This window comes from Enterobacter sp. WPR_3_1 (assembly GCF_003635055.1).
Lineage (GTDB): Bacteria > Pseudomonadota > Gammaproteobacteria > Enterobacterales > Enterobacteriaceae > Enterobacter > Enterobacter ludwigii.
Window position 1 is genome coordinate 16,732 of the sequence record NZ_RBXU01000014.1, and the last position, 18,901, is coordinate 35,632.

The 18,901-nt window shown below is 55.5% G+C and carries 18 protein-coding genes; 8 read left to right on the plus strand and 10 right to left on the minus strand.

Annotated features, from left to right (window positions below; all coding sequences use genetic code 11):
• Window positions 1-72 precede the first annotated feature (72 nt).
• From BJ887_RS19705 to ghrB, 6 genes are all read left to right on the plus strand, one after another.
• Window positions 73-735 (plus strand): OmpA family lipoprotein, encoded by a 663-nt coding sequence (locus BJ887_RS19705; RefSeq protein WP_121340316.1) that lies wholly within the window; start codon window positions 73-75, stop codon window positions 733-735.
• Window positions 736-859: 124 nt separating this feature from the next.
• Window positions 860-1,876: a LacI family DNA-binding transcriptional regulator gene (locus tag BJ887_RS19710; RefSeq protein WP_032679356.1), complete on the plus strand. Its 1,017-nt coding sequence runs from the start codon at window positions 860-862 to the stop codon at window positions 1,874-1,876.
• Between the two features lie 103 nt (window positions 1,877-1,979).
• Window positions 1,980-2,729, plus strand: coding sequence for a sugar phosphate isomerase/epimerase (locus BJ887_RS19715; protein ID WP_032679355.1), 750 nt, complete (start codon window positions 1,980-1,982; stop codon window positions 2,727-2,729).
• 3 nt (window positions 2,730-2,732) lie between these two features.
• Window positions 2,733-3,671: a sugar kinase gene (locus tag BJ887_RS19720; RefSeq protein WP_121340317.1), complete on the plus strand. Its 939-nt coding sequence runs from the start codon at window positions 2,733-2,735 to the stop codon at window positions 3,669-3,671.
• Between the two features lie 108 nt (window positions 3,672-3,779).
• A complete protein-coding gene (locus tag BJ887_RS19725; protein WP_121340318.1) occupies window positions 3,780-5,060 on the plus strand; it encodes an MFS transporter in 1,281 nt (426 codons plus the stop codon).
• Between the two features lie 26 nt (window positions 5,061-5,086).
• A complete protein-coding gene (gene ghrB, locus BJ887_RS19730) occupies window positions 5,087-6,061 on the plus strand; it encodes a glyoxylate/hydroxypyruvate reductase GhrB (RefSeq protein ID WP_014168132.1) in 975 nt (324 codons plus the stop codon).
• A gap of 58 nt (window positions 6,062-6,119) precedes the next feature.
• Here the strand turns inward: ghrB and cspA are convergent, their stop codons facing one another.
• Together cspA and BJ887_RS19740 are read right to left on the minus strand one after the other, a co-directional pair.
• Window positions 6,120-6,332, minus strand: coding sequence for an RNA chaperone/antiterminator CspA (gene cspA / locus BJ887_RS19735; protein ID WP_014168131.1), 213 nt, complete (start codon window positions 6,330-6,332; stop codon window positions 6,120-6,122).
• 245 nt (window positions 6,333-6,577) lie between these two features.
• Window positions 6,578-7,288, minus strand: a complete 711-nt coding sequence (locus BJ887_RS19740; RefSeq protein ID WP_020882641.1) for a DUF3053 domain-containing protein — start codon at window positions 7,286-7,288, stop codon at window positions 6,578-6,580.
• A gap of 331 nt (window positions 7,289-7,619) precedes the next feature.
• On the opposite strand from BJ887_RS19740, the gene BJ887_RS19745 reads away from it, so the two are divergent.
• On the plus strand, window positions 7,620-7,907 hold the full coding sequence (locus BJ887_RS19745; protein WP_014168128.1) for an HTH-type transcriptional regulator: 288 nt from the start codon (window positions 7,620-7,622) through the stop codon (window positions 7,905-7,907).
• A 46-nt stretch (window positions 7,908-7,953) separates the two neighbouring features.
• Here the strand turns inward: BJ887_RS19745 and BJ887_RS19750 are convergent, their stop codons facing one another.
• From BJ887_RS19750 to BJ887_RS19765, 4 genes are all read right to left on the minus strand, one after another.
• Entirely contained in the window at window positions 7,954-9,573 is a 1,620-nt protein-coding gene (locus BJ887_RS19750) for an ABC-F family ATP-binding cassette domain-containing protein (RefSeq protein ID WP_121340319.1), read from the minus strand.
• 272 nt (window positions 9,574-9,845) lie between these two features.
• Window positions 9,846-11,915, minus strand: a complete 2,070-nt coding sequence (glyS, locus tag BJ887_RS19755) for a glycine--tRNA ligase subunit beta (RefSeq protein ID WP_014168126.1) — start codon at window positions 11,913-11,915, stop codon at window positions 9,846-9,848.
• Window positions 11,916-11,924: 9 nt separating this feature from the next.
• Window positions 11,925-12,836 (minus strand): glycine--tRNA ligase subunit alpha, encoded by a 912-nt coding sequence (gene glyQ / locus BJ887_RS19760; protein ID WP_014168125.1) that lies wholly within the window; start codon window positions 12,834-12,836, stop codon window positions 11,925-11,927.
• 161 nt (window positions 12,837-12,997) lie between these two features.
• Window positions 12,998-13,303 carry a YsaB family lipoprotein gene (locus BJ887_RS19765; protein WP_014168124.1) on the minus strand — a complete coding sequence of 102 codons (306 nt, stop codon included), beginning with the start codon at window positions 13,301-13,303 and terminating at the stop codon, window positions 12,998-13,000.
• Window positions 13,304-13,487: 184 nt separating this feature from the next.
• Here BJ887_RS19765 and BJ887_RS19770 point away from each other — a divergent pair, with 184 nt between their 5' ends.
• Window positions 13,488-14,483: an acyltransferase gene (locus BJ887_RS19770; protein WP_014168123.1), complete on the plus strand. Its 996-nt coding sequence runs from the start codon at window positions 13,488-13,490 to the stop codon at window positions 14,481-14,483.
• On the opposite strand, the gene BJ887_RS19775 is transcribed toward BJ887_RS19770, so the two are convergent.
• The 4 genes from BJ887_RS19775 to xylA all read right to left on the minus strand — a co-directional run bounded on the left by BJ887_RS19775 (window position 14,476) and on the right by xylA (window position 18,887).
• On the minus strand, window positions 14,476-15,396 hold the full coding sequence (locus tag BJ887_RS19775; protein WP_121340320.1) for a GlxA family transcriptional regulator: 921 nt from the start codon (window positions 15,394-15,396) through the stop codon (window positions 14,476-14,478). The two genes, BJ887_RS19770 and BJ887_RS19775, sit on opposite strands and share 8 nt — an antisense overlap.
• Window positions 15,396-15,935, minus strand: coding sequence for an isochorismatase family protein (locus BJ887_RS19780; RefSeq protein ID WP_020882645.1), 540 nt, complete (start codon window positions 15,933-15,935; stop codon window positions 15,396-15,398). Before BJ887_RS19780 ends, BJ887_RS19775 begins: the two co-directional genes overlap by 1 nt.
• Window positions 15,936-16,038: 103 nt before the next feature.
• On the minus strand, window positions 16,039-17,493 hold the full coding sequence (gene xylB, locus BJ887_RS19785; RefSeq protein WP_121340321.1) for a xylulokinase: 1,455 nt from the start codon (window positions 17,491-17,493) through the stop codon (window positions 16,039-16,041).
• 71 nt (window positions 17,494-17,564) lie between these two features.
• Window positions 17,565-18,887 (minus strand): xylose isomerase, encoded by a 1,323-nt coding sequence (gene xylA, locus BJ887_RS19790; protein ID WP_086462926.1) that lies wholly within the window; start codon window positions 18,885-18,887, stop codon window positions 17,565-17,567.
• Window positions 18,888-18,901: the final 14 nt, after the last annotated feature.

Genomic DNA, 18,901 nt, shown 5'->3' on the forward strand with positions numbered 1-18,901 from the left:
CTCCGTATCTGGACGTCATAATCAACTGCCACGCGCGTCGTGGCAAAGAATAAAAAGGATTAAGGAAATAAGATGAAAAAACGCGTATTCGTTATTGCCGCTCTGGTGAGCGGTGCACTGGCTGTTTCTGGCTGCACAACAAACCCTTACACCGATGAAAGCGAAGCAGGTAAATCCGGCATCGGTGCAGGTCTCGGCTCGCTGGTAGGGGCCGGTGTGGGCGCACTCTCCTCCTCCAAGAAAGACCGCGGCAAAGGCGCGTTAATTGGCGCAGCGGCAGGTGCAGCCCTGGGCGGCGGCGTGGGTTATTACATGGATGTGCAGGAAGCAAAACTGCGCGACAAAATGAAAGGTACCGGCGTGAGCGTGACGCGCAGCGGCGATAACATCATCCTGAATATGCCAAACAACGTCACCTTCGACAGCAGCAGCGCAACGCTGAAACCAGCAGGGGCGAACACCCTGACCGGCGTGGCAATGGTGCTGAAAGAGTACAACAAGACTGCGGTGAATGTGATCGGTTATACCGACAGCACCGGCAGCCAGGATCTGAATATGCGTCTGTCTCAGCAGCGTGCCGATTCTGTGGCCAGCTCGCTGATCACGCAGGGCGTTGCAGCAAACCGCATCCGCACCAGCGGCATGGGCCCTGCAAACCCTATCGCCAGCAACAGCACGGCGGAAGGCAAAGCGCAGAACCGTCGCGTTGAGATTACCTTAAGCCCAATTCAGTAAGGGCTGCCCCCCTCTTCCAGGGGGAGAGGGGGATAAGGGCATCATGCCGCCACGTCGGCATGAACCGCTTGCCATCGCTAATTTTCCCGCTAAGGTGTTCTCACTCACTTCAGGGAATTCAGCGATGAGCAAACCAACACGGGCCACAATCAGCGACGTGGCGAAAGCCGCCAAAACCGGTAAAACCAGCATTTCACGCTACCTCAACGGCGAGAAACACCTGTTGTCCGATGCGTTGCTCGCTCGTATTGAACAGGCCATTGCCGATCTCGACTACCGCCCGAGTCTTATGGCGCGCGGGCTCAAACGGGGTCGTACCCGTCTTATCGGGCTTATCATCGCCGATATCACCAACCCCTACTCCGTTAACGTATTGAGCGGAATTGAAGCCGCCTGTCGCGAAAAGGGCTTTACGCCGCTGGTCTGTAACACCAACAACGAAGTCGATCAGGAGCTGCATTACCTGGATCTGCTGCGCAGCTATCAGGTCGAAGGGATTGTGGTAAATGCCGTGGGCATGCGTGAAGAAGGTTTAAACCGCCTGCAGCAATCCTCCCTGCCGATGGTTCTCATCGACCGCAAAATTCCGGAATTCGCCTGCGATGTCGTCGGGCTGGATAACACTCAGGCGGCGACAACCGCCACTGAGCATCTGATTGAACAGGGCTTTGAAGCCATCCTGTTTCTGAGCGAACCTCTGGGCATGGTCAACACCCGTCGTGAGCGACTGAGCGCGTTTCGTGCCACGCTGGAGCGTTACCCCGGCGTGATTGCCGAGAATGCCGAAACGCCCCTCCACGAAGCCGATCAGCTCGACAATACCCTGCGGCAGTTCCACACCCGCCATCGCGGAATGCGTAAAGCCGTTATTTCTGCCAACGGGGCGCTGACCCTGCAGGTTGCCCGCTCGCTTAAGCGCATTGGCCTGCACTGGGGAAGCGATATCGGTCTGCTGGGGTTCGACGAACTCGAGTGGGCAGAACTGGCTGGCGTCGGGATCACCACCCTCAAACAACCCACCTGGCAGATTGGCTATGCCGCTGTTGAACAAGTGGTTCGTCGTATTGAAGGCACCAGCGATGCCGTTCGCGAGCAGGTATTTTCCGGCGAGTTGATTGTTCGCGGCTCCACCGCCCGTTAATTTTCCCTTGTGATACCGATCATAAATTCAACATCCTGACCTTTTCTTTGGAACCGGTTCCATCTAGCGTAATAGTATTGATGTATTGCGATGGAGTCCGACGATGGGCAGAAAAATCATGGTGGTCACCGCCGCGTATGGCGCGGAACAGGTGCGACAGGCAGGAGGTCAACGGGCAATGCTGCCCGTCATTGCGGGCGCGGGTGCCGACGGCGTCGAGATCCGCCGCGAGTTGTTCAACAGCGAAGAGCTGCTGGCGCTGCCCGCGCTGGGTGAATCCATTGAGTTGCTGGGCCTGCTGGCATGCTACTCCGCCCCTGCGGCCCTGTTTATGCCCGATGGCACCCTCAACCCTGACCTGCCCCGTTATCTCAGCGAAGCCAGTACCCTGAATGCGCTGTGGCTCAAGGTCTCGCTGGGTCATTTCAGCGACACCCAGCCGCTTCACGCCCTGCGTGCCCTGCTCGATGAAAGCGGTATGGCCCTGGTGGTGGAAAACGACCAGACCGACTGCGGCCAGCTTGCGCCGATGCAGCGCTTCAAAGCCGCCTGCCGGGACATGGCGCTGCCCGTCACGCTGACGTTCGACATGGGCAACTGGCTGTGGGTGGGCGACTCCCCGGAAGAAGCCGCGCGCCATCTGGCCTCCGCAGTGAGCTATATCCACGTTAAAGCCGCCGTGCCGCATAAAGAAAATTTCCGCGCCGTGGCGCCGGATCGGGCCGATGCGCGCTGGCTGGATCTGCTTTGTCAGCTGCCCGCCGATGCCCCGCGTGGTATCGAGTTCCCGCTGGAAGGGGCGGATTTAACCGCCGTCACCCGTCATTACGTAAACCTGCTGCGTGAGGAGTAAACCATGCACAAGACGCTGGATGTGATCACTATCGGCGAAGCCATGGCAATGTTTGTCGCCACCGAAACGGGCGACCTGAGTACGGTGGAGCACTTTATCAAACGCGTGGCGGGGGCTGAGCTGAACGTCGCGACCGGCCTGGCGCGCCTGGGTCTGAACGTCGGCTGGGTCAGCCGCGTGGGTGATGACAGCTTTGGCCATTTCGTTCTCGATTCGCTGAAAAAAGAGGGCATTGATGCTTCCGGCGTCACCCTCGATGGACGCTTCCCGACCGGTTTCCAGCTTAAATCGAAAGTCGAAAATGGAACCGATCCCATTGTGGAGTATTTCCGTAAAGGGTCTGCGGCGAGCCACCTCTCAGTCGAGGATTACCACGCCCACTATTTCGCCTCTGCACGCCATCTGCATCTGAGCGGCGTGGCGGCTGCGCTTTCTGCCAGCTCGTATGCATTACTGGATCATGCCGCAACCACCATGAAGGCTCAGGGGAAAACGATCTCATTCGATCCTAACCTGCGCCCGGTGCTGTGGAAAAGCGAAGCGGAAATGATCGAGAAGCTGAACCGTCTGGCGTTTCAGGCTGACTGGGTTCTGCCGGGCGTGAAAGAAGGCATGATCCTGACCGGTAAAAACACCCCTGAAGGGATTGCCGATTTTTACCTTAACAAAGGGGTAAAAGCGGTGGTGCTGAAAACCGGCGCCGATGGCGCCTGGTTTAAAACGGCTAACGGCGAGCAAGGCGCAGTCGCGGCCGTGAAGGTCGATAGCGTGGTTGATACCGTCGGCGCTGGCGATGGTTTTGCCGTGGGGGTCATTAGTGCCCTGCTGGAAGGCAAACCGCTGCAACAGGCCGTCGCCCGGGGCAATAAAATTGGCTCGCTGGCAATCCAGGTGCAGGGCGACAGTGAAGGATTACCGACCCGCGCGCAGCTGAACGAATAAATTCCGTTTCCCTCCCCCTCTCCTCAGGTAGGTCAGGGGGAAACAAAACAAACCACCGTGTACCCTACATACAACGGCGGTACAAACCTCAACAACAGAGGCAAGCCTATGAACAGTTCGACCAATGCAGTAAAACGCTGGTGGTACATCATGCCAATCGTGTTTATCACGTACAGCCTGGCGTACCTTGATCGTGCCAACTTCAGTTTCGCGTCCGCGGCAGGGATCACCGAAGACCTGGGGATCACCAAAGGTATCTCTTCGTTGCTGGGTGCCCTTTTCTTCCTGGGCTACTTCTTCTTCCAGATCCCCGGCGCTATCTATGCGGAGCGTCGCAGCGTCCGCAAATTGATTTTCGTTTGCCTGATCCTGTGGGGTGCCTGCGCCTCACTGACCGGCGTGGTGAATAATATTCCAGCGCTGGCAGCCATTCGCTTTATTCTTGGGGTCGTTGAGGCAGCGGTAATGCCCGCGATGCTGATTTATATCAGCAACTGGTTTACCAAATCCGAGCGCTCACGAGCCAATACTTTCCTGATCCTCGGTAACCCGGTCACCGTGCTGTGGATGTCGGTGGTTTCTGGCTACCTGATCCAGTCCTTCGGCTGGCGCGAAATGTTCATTATCGAAGGGGTGCCGGCGGTTATCTGGGCATTCTGCTGGTGGATGCTGGTAAAAGATAAACCTGCGCAGGCGAAATGGCTCTCCGAAGATGAAAAAGCCGCTCTGCAGGCGCAGCTGGATAAAGAACAGCAAGGCCTGAAAGCGGTGCGTAACTACGGCGAAGCATTCCGCTCGCGTAACGTGATTCTGCTCTGCGCCCAGTATTTCACCTGGAGCATTGGCGTGTACGGTTTCGTACTGTGGCTGCCATCGATTCTCCGCAATGCCGGTGAAAACCTTGGCATGGTGGAAGTGGGCTGGCTGTCGTCTGTACCTTACCTCGCGGCCACGATCGCCATGATCATTGCGTCATGGGCATCGGACAAAATGCAGAACCGTAAGCTGTTTGTCTGGCCGCTGCTGCTGATCGCTGCCTTTGCCTTCATTGGTTCCTGGGCCGTCGGCGCGAACCATTTCTGGGTCTCTTACACCCTGCTGGTGATTGCGGGTGCGGCAATGTACGCCCCTTATGGACCGTTCTTTGCGATCATCCCGGAGATGCTGCCGCGTAACGTCGCAGGCGGCGCGATGGCACTGATTAACAGTATGGGGGCGCTGGGCTCGTTCTGCGGCTCCTGGTTTGTGGGTTACCTGAACGGAGCAACCGGCAGCCCGTCCGCATCGTACATATTTATGGGGGTAGCGCTTTTCACCTCCGTGTGGCTTACTCTGATTGTTAAGCCTGCTAATAATCAACAATTACCTGTCGGCGCACGCCACGCCTGAATCCTTAAAAATCAACGGAGATTAGCATGAAGCCGTCCGTCATTTTGTATAAAGCACTGCCGGAAGATCTGCAGAAACGCCTTGAGGAACACTTCACCGTTACCCAGGTGAAGAACCTCAGCCCGGAAACCGTGGCGCAGCACGCCGATGCGTTCGCCAGCGCCGAAGGTTTGCTGGGTTCAAGCGAAAAAGTGGATGTCGCCCTGCTGGAGAAAATGCCGAAACTTCGTGCTACCTCTACCGTTTCCGTGGGCTATGACAACTTCGACGTGGATGCCCTTAACGCCCGCAAGATCCTGTTGATGCATACGCCACATGCGCTGACGGAGACCGTGGCCGACACGCTGATGGCGCTGGTCCTCAGCACGGCGCGTCGTGTGGTCGAAGTGGCCGATCGCGTCAAAGCTGGCGAATGGACAAAAAGCATTGGTCCGGACTGGTTTGGGGTGGATGTTCATGGCAAAACGCTGGGCATCGTTGGCATGGGCCGTATTGGCCTGGCTCTGGCGCAGCGCGCACATTTTGGTTTTAACATGCCGATTCTATATAACGCGCGTCGTCATCACAGTGAAGCCGAAGAACGTTTTAACGCCCGCTACTGCGAGCTGGATACGCTGCTGCAGGAAGCCGATTTTGTCTGTCTGATCCTGCCGCTGACGGACGAAACCCGTCATCTTATCGGTAAAGAGGCGTTTGAAAAAATGAAGAAAACGGCCATTTTCATCAACGCGGGTCGTGGCCCGGTGGTGGATGAGAAGGCGTTGATTGAGGCTCTGCAACAGGGTGAGATCCACGCTGCCGGTCTTGACGTGTTTGAACAGGAACCGCTGCCGGTGGACTCACCGTTGCTTTCATTGCCCAACGTGGTGGCCCTGCCCCACATCGGCTCAGCAACCCATGAAACACGCTATAACATGGCTGCAACCGCGGTAGACAACCTGATCGCTGCCCTTAGCGGAAAGGTGGAAATCAACTGCGTTAACCCGCAGGTTCAGCGATAGAAATGAAAAAACCCGCCAGAAGGCGGGTTTTTAAAATTTGTGCTACTGGGTTGGAAGCTTACAGGCTTACAACGTTACCAGCTGCTGGGCCTTTAGCGCCGCTTTCGATGGTGAAGGAAACTTTCTGACCTTCATCCAGAGATTTGTAGCCTTCGTTCTGGATAGCAGAGAAGTGTACGAACACGTCTTTAGAGCCATCGTCAGGAGTGATGAAGCCGAAACCTTTATCAGCGTTGAACCATTTTACCAGACCAGTCATTTTAGCAGACATAGAATTACCTTAATTAACAAATATATTGTGCCTTCCGGCTTGATGGATTGTGTTACAGATTTTTAAGCGATGAAGGAAGGGTCACTACGAAGGGTATCTATGGATAACAATCTGGACTGCTTTACTAAACTGCTTTAGGTCTGTGTAACAAACCGACCTGTATAGTTATACCGATGTGGTAGAAGAATAACAAGCGTTATTTTCGCCCAGAATAAAAAACCCCGCCTGAGGCGGGGTTTTCCGATTTATTCTGTGGCAGCGACCGCTGCACTCCACGCCTGACTAAAGGCCTGGTGCTGGGAGGCCAGTGGCCCAATCAGCGCATTATACTGGCTTGCCTGCTGCGAGGTCGGGAACTGAATACCGTTGGCCACAAAGCTCACCTGAGTGCCCTGCTGGGAGATAAAGTCCCCCACCTGAACCAGCTGCTGCGTGAAAATTTGCGCGGCCGGGATCAGCGGTTGCATCGCTTCAGAAGGTTTCGACACCACTTTCTCATACACTTTGTCGAAGACCGGTTTGAGATCGTCGCCCTGCTTCAGCGCGGAACGTGACGCGTCCGCCTGCATTTTCGCATTCTGCAGCTGTTGGCTCAGCACGCCGAGCGCACCGTTGGACTGGCGCAGCGGTTCACGTTGCGTCATGTAATCCTGCGGGACGCGAATAGCGTTCACGCTATCCACAACCGGACGGATACCGGAATCCATCGCCTGGCTCACCTGCTGTGAATAACCATAAAGAATGGCGTAATCAGACACGAAGGGGCCAAACTGTTTTTTCTGATCCGCAGTCAGCGTCGGCAACCGTTCACCGCTGCGCATCACCGTATTCTGTAGAAAATCGATAAACGCTTTGCGCTGATCGCCTTCTTTATCAAAACACCCACTCAGGCTAACAACCATCAACAACGCCGCAATAGGCGCAAACCAGCGAGAGCAGGACTTTCCTGTCGCCATTTCATTACTCCTTTCACCCAAAAAAGCGCACACCGGCACATGCGTGCCCGACGCTGACAAGGATAGTCCAGGTCAGCCCTGCAAGATACTCTTTTCATGCAAAACGGCTATTGCCGTTTTATTTCTTACTATTTACAAAAAAATACCTGGCGAAGCCGACATAAGCGTAATCAGGTAATTAGTCTCACCGTGGCAACGGCTGAAACGCATAAAGCGATCGTTACCGCACGATTAATCACATCCGTGACGATCCGTCGTTTGTATTAGGGACTATTCTTAACAGGCTCTCTGATGTTCTTGATCCCGGTATGTGATTTAAGAGGAGTCCTCAATGGAATATAAAGATCCTGAGCTTGAGCTGCTGAGCAGCCTGGAACAGATTATTTTTAAAGATGTACCGCAGACGTTAACCCTGCAACAAAGATCCAATCCCTTTAAAGAATATGAGCAATTGCGCAAAGGGACTGGATTAAAAACTGAAGAATTCGCCAGAGCGATGGGTGTCAGCGTGGCTATGGTGCAGGAGTGGGAGTCAAAACGCGAAAAACCCACCCCAACCGAGCTAAAGCTGATGCGCCTGATTCAGGCCAACCCTGCACTCAGCAAGCATATAGCATGATGCAGTAAAGTGAGTTACCGCCCCCGCCTTTGCGGGGGCTTGTGTTTTAAAGGGGGGCACACCGCCAACCCGCCTCTTCCCAGACCAGTTCATGCGTCAATGCTAACCCCCGCAAAAAAGCCTCATCGTGAGAAACCACCAGCAATGCCCCGGGGAAACCGGCCAGTGCGGCTTCAATCGCCTCGACCGAGGCCAGATCCAGATGGTTGGTCGGTTCATCCAGCAGTAAAAGCTGCGTAGCGTCTTCACGCCACAAGACACAGGCCAGAGCAGCCTTGAGACGTTCCCCGCCGCTCAGCTCAGCCAGCGGAAGCACCACTTTGTCAGCGCCCAACTGAAGCTGCGCTAAACGGGTTCGCAGCACACCCTCTTCCAGAGGTGTATGACTCAGATTGAGATGCGCCATCACCGACTGCGAAAGATCGAGCTGCGACAGATGTTGATCGAGATAAGCGCAGTTTACCGATACCTTACACGTTCCTGAGAGCGGAGCCACTTCGCCGAGAATGGCTTTTAAAAGCGTCGATTTACCGCAGCCGTTTGGCCCTTTTAGCGCCACGCGCATCGGTCCGTCCATCCGCCAGTTGGTCGGAGGGAGAGTGACGTGTGGCAGCACCAGCCCCTCCATCACCAGCACCTGTTTCCCCTCAGCAATCTGGCTTCCAGGCAACGTGAACATCACCGGATTCTCCTCTTCAACTCGCTCCCGGGCCTTGTTCACCGCGGCATTCAGCGCTTCATGTTGATCGCCATGCTGTTTTTTCCAGGCGCCAATGCGCTCTTTGGCTGCCATGTTGTATCTGACCCGCTCGAACGAGGCGATATTAAGGTTATCGACCGTACGTAACGTCTTCGCCGAACGCCGCTGGCTTTCGTCATGCTCTTTTTGCATCCGCGCGCGGGTGCGTTTGCGTTCTGTTGCCGCATGTTCCAGTGCCGCACGGGCTGCCTGCTGTTCGGCGTCCCGCTGATGCGTATAGTCGTCGTAACTGCCACCGTAGTGGCGAAGACCCGAGGCGCTCAGTTCAAGAATACGCGGTACCTTCGCCAGCAGTTCACGGTCGTGGGAGGCCACCAGCACGCCCCCCTGATAACGGGCGAGCTGGTCGTAGAACCACTCACGTCCCTGCCGATCGAGATGGTTGGTGGGTTCGTCCAGCAGCAGATAATCCGCATCAGCCGTAAACGCGCCACAGAGCAACGCGCGAATGCGCTCGCCGCCACTGAGTTCCATGGCTGATTTATCCGGGTCAAATGGTGGAAGTTTTGCGTGGAAAAACGCCTCGCTCAGACGTTCTGCTACATCCCAGTGTCCGTCGAGTAACGCCAAATCATCGGGCTGGTAGTCACCGCTGTCGATGCGCTTACGCGCCGCAAAAATCGCCTCATACCCCAGCAGCTCAGCAAGCGTGGTTCGCGGGGAGATATCGGGCTGTTGTGCCACATAAGCGTACGTTGCAAAACGTTCGATATGACCGCTGGCAGGTTCATCACACCCTGCCAGCAAACGTAGCAGACGTGTTTTACCGCTGCCGTTGCGGCCAACCAGCGCGCACAGTGACGGCGCCAGAGAAAGATTCAGCGGACCAAAAAGGGTATCGCCCGTCGCAAACTGACAGGTCACCTGATGCAAAATAAAAGAAGGGGATTGCGCAAAATGAGCCATAAGCACTCCTGAATGAAATCAAAACATCCCCTGCCGACGCGGTCGCGTTTAGCAAGGATCGAAATTCATCAGTCGTGTTTGTTCATTTTCGGGATGCGCTCCTGAGGGAGAAATATAACGAGAAACAGGATAACGGTAATTTGCTGACCATTTCAAGGTGAATTTTTAGGCGATTGCACTGCGCTTACCTGGCTCACAAAAAACGAGACATAAAAAAACCCGCCGAAGCGGGTTTTTTCTCATCTGCTGGCCCGTCACCGGGCACATGCACGTTACTGCAGCAGCGAAATATCCGCCACGCGCAGGAACAGCTCACGCAGTTTTTCGAGCATAGAGAGACGGTTGATACGCAGCTCTTTATCTTCCACGTTCACCATCACTTTCTCGAAGAAGGCATCGATGACATCACGCAGTTCCGCCAGCTCCACCAGGGCTTCCTGGTAGCGGCCTTCGGCGAAATACGGCTCCAGCTTGTCACGCAGTACCACAACCTGCATCGCCAGGGCGATCTCTTCTGGCTCTTTCAGCGTCGCAGCGTTGACACGCTCGTTCAGCGTTTCGTCGGATTTCGCCAGAATGTTAGAGACACGCTTGTTAGCCGCGGCCAGTGCGGATGCAGCTTCCAGCGTACGGAAGTGGGAAACCGCCTTCATACGCGCATCGAAATCTGCCGGACGGGTTGGACGACGTGCCAGTACCGCCTGAATGGTATCGACGGTGTAACCTTCGTCCTGATACCACGCACGGAAGCGACCAAGCATAAAGTCGATCACATCGTCGACCACGTTGGCGTTGGTCAGCTTATCACCGTACAGACGTACCGCTTCTTCAGTCAGGGTCTGCAGATCCAGGTTCAGGTTCTTTTCAACGATGATACGCAGCACGCCCAGGGCAGCACGACGCAGCGCAAACGGGTCTTTGTCGCCTTTTGGATGCTGGCCGATGCCAAAGATACCTGCAAGGGTGTCCATCTTATCGGCAATCGCGACCGCACAAGCCACCGGATTAGACGGCAGCGCGTCACCCGCAAAGCGCGGCTGATACTGCTCGTTCAGGGCCACGGCCACATCTTCCGCTTCACCGTCGTGACGCGCGTAGTGCATCCCCATCACACCCTGGGTGTCGGTAAATTCGAACACCATGTTGGTCATCAGGTCACACTTGGACAGTAAACCCGCGCGCGTTGCGTGGTTCACATCCGCACCGATTTCACGTGCGATCCAGCCAGACAGCTCCGCAATACGGTCAGTCTTGTCGCGCAGCGTACCCAGCTGTTGCTGGAACAGCACGGTCTGCAGACGTGGCAGGTGATCTTCCAGACGCTTTTTACGGTCGGTGTTGAAGAAGAACTCGGCATCCGCCAGACGTGGACGCACCACTTTCTCGTTACCGGAGATAATCTGGATCGGATCTTTTGATTCAATGTTCGCCACGAAGATGAAGTTTGGCAGCAGCTTGCCGTCGTTGGCGTAAACCGGGAAGTACTTCTGGTCACCCTTCATGGTGTACACCAGCGCTTCAGCCGGCACGGCCAGGAATTTCTCTTCGAACTTCGCGGTCAGTACCACTGGCCATTCAACCAGAGAGGTTACTTCTTCCAGCAGGCTGTCGCTCAGATCCGCTTTACCGCCAATCTTACGCGCCGCGTCTTCCGCATCCGCCTTGATTTTGGCTTTACGCTGTTCGTAGTCAGCAATAACTTTACCGCGCTCCAGCAGGATCTGCGGATACTGGTCAGCATTGTCGATGGTGAACTCAGGCTCGCCCATGAAGCGGTGCCCACGGATCACGCGATCGGACGCCACACCCAGGATGGTGGCCGGAATAACGGTATCGCCCAGCAGCAGCGTCACGGTGTGCACAGGACGCACGAAGTGCACGTCGCTTGCGCCCCAGCGCATCAGTTTTGGAATCGGCAGCCTGGCCAGCGACGTGGCAATCATGTCAGGCAGCAGCGCTTGCGCACTTTCACCTTTCACATGTGCACGGTACAGCAGCCACTCGCCTTTATCGGTGGTCAGACGCTCAGCCTGATCGACGGTGATACCACAACCACGCGCCCAGCCTTCAGCCGCTTTGCTTGGCTTGCCTTCAGCATCAAACGCCTGAGCAATCGCCGGGCCACGTTTTTCAACTTCACGATCCGGCTGAGACGCCGCCAGGTTCGCCACTTTCAGCGCCAGACGACGCGGAGCAGCAAACCATTCAATTTTACCGTGTGCCAGGCCAGCGTTATCCAGCTCAGCAGTCACGTTCGCAGCAAAAGATTCAGCCAGGCTGCGCAGGGCTTTTGGTGGCAGCTCTTCGGTGCCAATTTCCACCAGGAAAGTTTTCTCAGACATGGCCGCCTCTTATTTGTTTCGGTTGCACATCGGGAAGCCAAGGGCTTCACGGGACGCATAGTACGCTTCTGCAACGGCTTTGGTCAGGGTACGAATACGCAGAATGTAGCGCTGACGTTCAGTCACGGAGATGGCTTTGCGGGCGTCCAGCAGGTTGAAGCTGTGGGCGGCCTTCAGAATACGCTCGTAAGCAGGCAGCGGCAGCGGAGACTCCAGCGCCAACAACTGCTGCGCTTCTTTCTCGTACTGCTCGAAGCAGGTGAACAGGAAGTCCACATCCGCGTATTCGAAGTTATAAGTGGATTGCTCCACTTCGTTCTGATGGAACACGTCGCCGTAGGTGGTTTTACCCAGCGGGCCGTCGCTCCAGACCAGGTCGTAAACGCTGTCTACGCCCTGAATATACATGGCCAGACGTTCCAGACCGTAGGTGATTTCGCCGGTAATCGGTTTACATTCCAGACCGCCAACCTGCTGGAAGTAAGTGAACTGCGTCACTTCCATACCGTTCAGCCACACTTCCCAACCCAGACCCCAGGCACCCAGCGTTGGGTTCTCCCAGTTATCTTCCACGAAACGGATGTCGTGAATGGTTGGATCCATACCCAGCTCTTTCAGTGACCCGAGGTACAGTTCCTGAATGTTGTCTGGCGATGGCTTAATCACCACCTGGAACTGATAGTAATGCTGCAGACGGTTCGGGTTTTCGCCGTAACGGCCATCGGTCGGACGACGTGAAGGTTGCACATAAGCAGTCGCCATTGGCTCCGGCCCCAACGCGCGTAAGCTGGTCATTGGGTGTGAAGTGCCTGCGCCTACTTCCATGTCCAAAGGTTGAACAATGGTACAGCCCTGACGAGCCCAGTAATCCTGTAAGGTCAGGATCAGGCCCTGGAAGGTCTTGGTATCAAACTTTTGCATAGTATGTCGTGCTGGATACGTGTGGTTTTAAATGGAAGGGACCAGTATACCCGCTGCCTGCAAGATATACAGTACGAAACGGGTTTGTTTAGGGAAAATTGGGGAAATAAGCCACCACGCCAGGCAGCTGCCGGCGTCTGGCTGTTGATTATGCGGGTGGCTTAGCGCATGGAGAGATGTAAAAACTGACCGTCTGCGTCAAACGAACAGACAAAGCCCTCTTTACGGGACGTATGGCCTTTCAGCTCATAACTCCCCTGGAATCGCTCAAATCCGGTGACATCAATGTTCTGCGCATCCGAGTTATAGCGGCGCGCAGCCTGATCCTTACAGAACTGCTCCATATTCAGGGAGCGTTCCGGGCTGATTTTTCCCTGCTGTGCTTTTTGCACGGGTGCAGAGGGTGGCGTACTGCAACCTGCCAGGATAAACAGCAGAAAGAGTGACGCCGCACGCTTCATCATCATTTTTATTACCGCCCTGTTCAGTGGCTGTTATTTTTAGTAGCAAAGCTTTTATAGATTATGCCCTGGCATTCTGCGAACCTCGCGGCTTTCAAACAAGGCTGCTCAATAAAACTCAGAATTTTCCAGGGAGAGGCTTCAATACAATCGCAGTCACACTGAATTTACAAGGGATGATGAGGAACTGATGTCGTCAAAAATTAGCTGGATTGATAATCTGCGAGGAATAGCGTGTCTGATGGTGGTCATGATCCACACGACGACCTGGTATGTCACCAATGCGCACAGTATCAGCCCTGTTAACTGGGATATAGCCAATATTCTTAACTCCGCGTCGCGGGTCAGTGTGCCGTTGTTCTTTATGATTTCCGGCTTTCTCTTTTTTGGCGAGCGTAGCGCGCAACCGCGTCATTTTATCCGCATCGCCGCCTGCCTGGGCTTCTACAGCGCCGTGGCCTTGCTCTATATCACCCTGTTCACCTCGATTAACGCCGGGCTATCACTCAAATACCTTCTGCAAAAACCCGTCTTCTACCATCTGTGGTTTTTCTTCGCCATTATCGTTATCTATCTGGTTTCCCCACTGATTCAGGTGAAAACCGTGAGCGGGAAAATGCTGCTGGCGCTGATGGTGGTCATTGGCATCATAGCCAACCCGAATACGGTCTCGCAGAAAATTGATGGTTTTGAATGGTTACCGGTCAATCTCTATATCAACGGCGATACCTTTTACTACGTACTCTACGGCATGCTGGGGCGAGCTATCGGGATGATGGACACCCAAAAACGCGGCATGAACGGGCTATGTGCAGCGCTGTTTATCATCGGCGTGATCGTCATTTCGCGTGGGACGCTGCATGAACTGCAATGGCGCGGCAATTTTGCCGATACCTGGTACCTGTATTGCGGCCCGATGGTCTTCATCTGTGCCGTATCCCTGCTTACGCTCGCCAAAAACACCCTGAACGCACGCCCCCTTCCGGTGCTGAGCGTTATCTCCCGACACTCGCTCGGAATATACGGTTTTCACGCGCTGGTGATCCACGCCCTGAGAACGAGAGGGGTAGAGTTCAAAAGCTGGCCGGTACTGGATATCCTCTGGATTTTCACCGTCACGCTGATGGCGAGCCTGCTGCTGTCAATGCTGCTGCAGAAGGTCGACACCCGCCGCTTCGTCAGTTAACGCTGCGCTGTCGGGCACGATGATACTGGCGCGGGGAGGAAAACCCCGCGGCCAGTGAGGCCTGTTCCACGCCACGCCCTTGCAACAGCCACTGTTCAGCCACCGCCAGACGCAACTGCTCCAGATAGTCGCGAACGCTTATCCCTAAATGCGTCTGAAAAAGCCGCGTTAAATGGCGCGGGCTGACATGCGCCAGAGCGGCAATCTCGGGTAAAGCCCAGGCTTTGTGCGGCTCGGTGGTAAGCGCGTCCTGCGCACGATGAATGGCCGGGTGAAGATGATTGCGGTAGCGTAACCATGGCGACAGCTGGGGATCGTCCCCGGAGCGACGAAACCAGACCACCATTTCGCGCGCCACGGCCAGCGCTTTTTCTGCGCCACACAGGCGGTTAATCATATGCAGCGCCAGGTCGATGCCCGAGGTGATGCCGGCGCTGGTCCAGATATTCTCATCCTGCACGAAGATCCGGTTTTCTTTGATGATTGCCGTCGGAGCCGCCGTACGCAAACGGCTTATAACGTCATGATGCGTTGTGCACTGCCGGTGGTTCAGCAAGCCCGATTTTGCCGCCAGCAACGCCCCTGAACAGACACACATGACGGTGATATCCTGACGATGAATGTGCGGCTGCAGGCGCATTAACCAGTGCTGGATCAGCTGCGCCTGCGGCGTTGAGAACTGAAAGCGGGAGTCGCTTACCCCCGGCAGCACCAGCAAACTGCCCTCAGGCAGGTTTTCCGGCAGCGGCTGAATACCGCCCATCATCAGACCAATCGACGTCGGAACCTCTGCCTGCGGACCAATGTAATGCAGGCGAAACGCGTCCCCGGCCAGCACAAAGGTCTCTGCCGGACCCGTCATGTCTAATGACAGCACCCCGGGCAACATCACAAACCAGACGTCGATGCTCATTACAGTGACTCCAGCGTCTCCGCAACCGTTTTAATGTCGGCAAACCGCCCGGCCAGTACCGTCTCGGTACGATGGCGCAGTTCCTCTGCGCTCAGGGTTATCCCCTTGTGCGTCATTGGAAACGTGAGCGTTGCCTCGCTAACAAAGGTCACAGCATAGCCCAGATCGGATGCCACCCGCGCAGTGGTTTCACAGCATTGTTCCGTGCGAATGCCGCACACGATGAGCTGATTAATGTCTCGCTCACGCAGCCAGCGGTCAAGCCCGGTATCCGTGAACGCATTATGGACGTGTTTCTGGAAGACCACGTCCGGCTGATGACGTAAAAAGGCCATCGGTTTGACATAGCCGCTTTGCAGTGTGAACGGACCGTCTTCATCTACATGGAAAATATCAACGACAGGAATGCCACGCGCCTGGCAGCCCTCAATCAGCCCCAGCATCGCCTGCTGAAAGGCAGGAATTTCGTCCTCCTGCCAGTAATGACGATGATGAAAAGACTGCTGAGTATCGATGTTGATTAATGCAGTACGTGACATGTTGAATCTCCTCGCCAGTGGGTATGACACCATACTGGCAAGGAAATAAAGGCCCGCACAGACCAAAAAAGGACAACCTCGTGCCTCTGACAGACAACCGTATTTACGACATCAGCGGCAGCAGCTGTTGGTAGATTTTGCGAAAGACCTCGCGTCTTTGCGCATAACGCGCATGACGTGACGCATCAGGCAGATGCGCCTGTTCCAGTTGAAGCTGCGGTAACAGCTGAGAAAGCGGCGTTTCCGGGTTCATGGCAATCTGTGCCAGTCGCGCTGCACCGAGCGCAGGCCCCACATCACCACCGGTACGAAAATCGAGCTGCAGTCCGCTGATATCAGACAGCATCTGGCGCCAGTAGCTGCTACGCGCACCGCCGCCAATCAGGGTGATACTCGCCGGCGTCACACCGCAGTCATGTACCACGTCCATTCCGTCCGCCAGGGCATATCCCACGCCTTCCAGAACGGCACGAGCCAGTTCCGCCGGACCATGCTGATGGGTTAACCCAAAGAATACCCCTTTCGCTTCCGGGTTGTTATGCGGCGTGCGCTCGCCGGAAAGATAGGGTAAAAACCAGACGGTACCCGCACTTTCATCCGCCTGCTGTGCAGCAGCAATCAGTGCCGGAACATCAGCCATCCCGGTCAGTTTCGCGGCCCAGTCAAGGCAAGAGGCGGCGCTCAACATAACCGACATCAGATGCCATTTTCCCGGCAGCGCATGGCAGAAACTGTGAACGGCACTTTCAGGATTACTGCGATAACCCTCGCTGACCGCAAAATAGACGCCAGACGTTCCCAGCGAAAGCATCGCCTGCCCGGCTTCCACCATCCCGACCCCCACGGCACCCGCCGCGTTGTCACCGCCACCGGCCACCACCGGGACAGCAGGCATATTCCAGCGTTCTGCGACGGCAGGCTGTAAGGTACCCGTTATCTCACTGCCCTCATAGAGCGCTGGCATATGTTCGCGAGTCAGGTGGCAGGCATCGAGCATGGCCTCGCTCCAGTCACGTTTGGCCACGTCGAGCCACATCGTGCCGGCAGCGTCGGACATGTCGCTGGCGAAATCACCCGTCATGCGAAAACGCAGATAATCTTTTGGCAGTAAAACTTTCGCCACCTGACGGAAAATTTCCGGCTCATGGCGGTGTACCCACAGTAACTTTGGTGCGGTAAAACCGGGCATCATCAGGTTGCCGGTAATACTGCGGGAGGTGGGTACTCGCTCTTCAAGGAGTGCGCACTCTTCTGCACAGCGACCATCGTTCCAGAGAATGGCCGGTCGCAGGACGTGATGCTGACTGTCCAGTAACGTCGCGCCGTGCATTTGCCCGGCAATGCCGAGGGCTTTGACGTCACGCAGACTGTGCTGTTCACCTAGCGCTTTGATTGCACGATCCGTTGCCAGCCACCACTGCTCCGGATCCTGTTCCGACCATAGCGGATGCGGACGTGAGACCTGCAGCTTTTCTGTCTGCGTTGCTAACACGTCGCCCTGCTCGCTTAACAGGATGGCTTTCACACCCGATGTGCCAAGATCAATCCCGATATACATTCGGTGACTCCTTTAACAGAAATGCCCGGTGGCGCGACGCTTACCGGGCTTACGTTATTATCTACTCACTGTTATTTATCGAACAGGTAGTGATTAACCAGGTTTTCCAGCAGCTCCTGATGCCCGCTCTGATGCTGCGGTGCCAGTTGATGTTGTTCAGCGTACTTCGCGACGTCCGCAAGCGATAACTGGCCTTTCAAAATTTGCTGACCCAGCTCACTGTTCCAGCCGCTATAACGCTTCGCGACACGTTTATCCAGTTCACCGTCTTCAATCATACGGGCGGCGACTTTGAGCGCCAGCGCCATGGTATCCATTGCGCCAATATGGCCGTAGAACAGGTCGTATTTGTCGGTGCTCTGACGGCGCACTTTGGCATCGAAGTTCAGCCCGCCGGTGGTGAAACCACCCGCTTTGATAATTTCATACATCACCAGCGCATTCTCTTCCACGCTGTTCGGGAACTGGTCGGTATCCCAACCCAGTTGCGCATCGCCGCGGTTAGCATCAACAGAACCGAAGATACCCAGCGCGATAGCAGACGCGATCTCGTGATGGAAAGAGTGGCCGGCCAGCGTGGCATGGTTGGCTTCAATGTTAACTTTGATCTCTTTTTCCAGGCCGAACTGTTTCAGGAAGCCGTACACGGTAGCAACGTCGTAGTCGTACTGGTGCTTAGTAGGTTCCTGAGGCTTCGGTTCGATCAGCAGCGTACCGCGGAAACCGATTTTGTGTTTATGGTCGACCACCATCTGCATAAAGCGGCCAATCTGCTCGCGCTCCTGACGCAGGTCGGTGTTGAGCAGGGTTTCATAGCCTTCACGACCGCCCCACAGCACATAGTTTTCGCCGCCCAGCTGATGCGTGGCGTTCATTGCGGTAACCACCTGCGTTGCCGCCCAGCTAAACACTTCCGGATCCGGATTGGTTGCCGCACCCGCGCCATAGCGTGGGTTGGTAAAGCAGTTGGCCGTGCCCCACAGCAGCTTCACGCCGCTTTGCTGCTGTTTAGCCGCCAGCACATCCACCATCTGCGCGAAATTGTTCAGATACTCTTTCAGTGAGGCGCCTTCCGGCGACACATCCACGTCATGGAAGCAGTAGTAGGGCACGTTCAGCTTGTGGAAGAATTCAAAGGCGACATCGGCTTTACGCTTCGCCAGCTCGATGGCCTCACCCGGCTGCTGCCATGGACGGTCAAAGGAACCCACGCCGAACATATCGGCTCCGTTCCAGCAGAAGGTATGCCAGTAACAGGCGGCAAAGCGCAAATGATCTTCCATGCGCTTACCCAGCACCAGCTCATCCGGGTTGTAGTGACGAAATGCTAAAGGATTGGTTGTTTTCGGGCCTTCGTAACGAACACGATCGAGTTGGTCGAAATAAGCTTGCATATTGAGCTCCATAA

Bases quoted from the DNA above. Each gene is read 5' to 3' on its own strand.
- BJ887_RS19705 (WP_121340316.1), top strand. From the start codon at position 73: ATGAAAAAACGCGTATTCGTTATTGCCGCTCTGGTGAGCGGTGCACTG.
- BJ887_RS19710 (WP_032679356.1), top strand. From the start codon at position 860: ATGAGCAAACCAACACGGGCCACAATCAGCGACGTGGCGAAAGCCGCC.
- BJ887_RS19715 (WP_032679355.1), top strand. From the start codon at position 1,980: ATGGGCAGAAAAATCATGGTGGTCACCGCCGCGTATGGCGCGGAACAG.
- BJ887_RS19720 (WP_121340317.1), top strand. From the start codon at position 2,733: ATGCACAAGACGCTGGATGTGATCACTATCGGCGAAGCCATGGCAATG.
- BJ887_RS19725 (WP_121340318.1), top strand. From the start codon at position 3,780: ATGAACAGTTCGACCAATGCAGTAAAACGCTGGTGGTACATCATGCCA.
- ghrB (WP_014168132.1), top strand. From the start codon at position 5,087: ATGAAGCCGTCCGTCATTTTGTATAAAGCACTGCCGGAAGATCTGCAG.
- cspA (WP_014168131.1), bottom strand. From the start codon at position 6,332: ATGTCTGCTAAAATGACTGGTCTGGTAAAATGGTTCAACGCTGATAAA.
- BJ887_RS19740 (WP_020882641.1), bottom strand. From the start codon at position 7,288: ATGGCGACAGGAAAGTCCTGCTCTCGCTGGTTTGCGCCTATTGCGGCG.
- BJ887_RS19745 (WP_014168128.1), top strand. From the start codon at position 7,620: ATGGAATATAAAGATCCTGAGCTTGAGCTGCTGAGCAGCCTGGAACAG.
- BJ887_RS19750 (WP_121340319.1), bottom strand. From the start codon at position 9,573: ATGGCTCATTTTGCGCAATCCCCTTCTTTTATTTTGCATCAGGTGACC.
- glyS (WP_014168126.1), bottom strand. From the start codon at position 11,915: ATGTCTGAGAAAACTTTCCTGGTGGAAATTGGCACCGAAGAGCTGCCA.
- glyQ (WP_014168125.1), bottom strand. From the start codon at position 12,836: ATGCAAAAGTTTGATACCAAGACCTTCCAGGGCCTGATCCTGACCTTA.
- BJ887_RS19765 (WP_014168124.1), bottom strand. From the start codon at position 13,303: ATGATGATGAAGCGTGCGGCGTCACTCTTTCTGCTGTTTATCCTGGCA.
- BJ887_RS19770 (WP_014168123.1), top strand. From the start codon at position 13,488: ATGTCGTCAAAAATTAGCTGGATTGATAATCTGCGAGGAATAGCGTGT.
- BJ887_RS19775 (WP_121340320.1), bottom strand. From the start codon at position 15,396: ATGAGCATCGACGTCTGGTTTGTGATGTTGCCCGGGGTGCTGTCATTA.
- BJ887_RS19780 (WP_020882645.1), bottom strand. From the start codon at position 15,935: ATGTCACGTACTGCATTAATCAACATCGATACTCAGCAGTCTTTTCAT.
- xylB (WP_121340321.1), bottom strand. From the start codon at position 17,493: ATGTATATCGGGATTGATCTTGGCACATCGGGTGTGAAAGCCATCCTG.
- xylA (WP_086462926.1), bottom strand. From the start codon at position 18,887: ATGCAAGCTTATTTCGACCAACTCGATCGTGTTCGTTACGAAGGCCCG.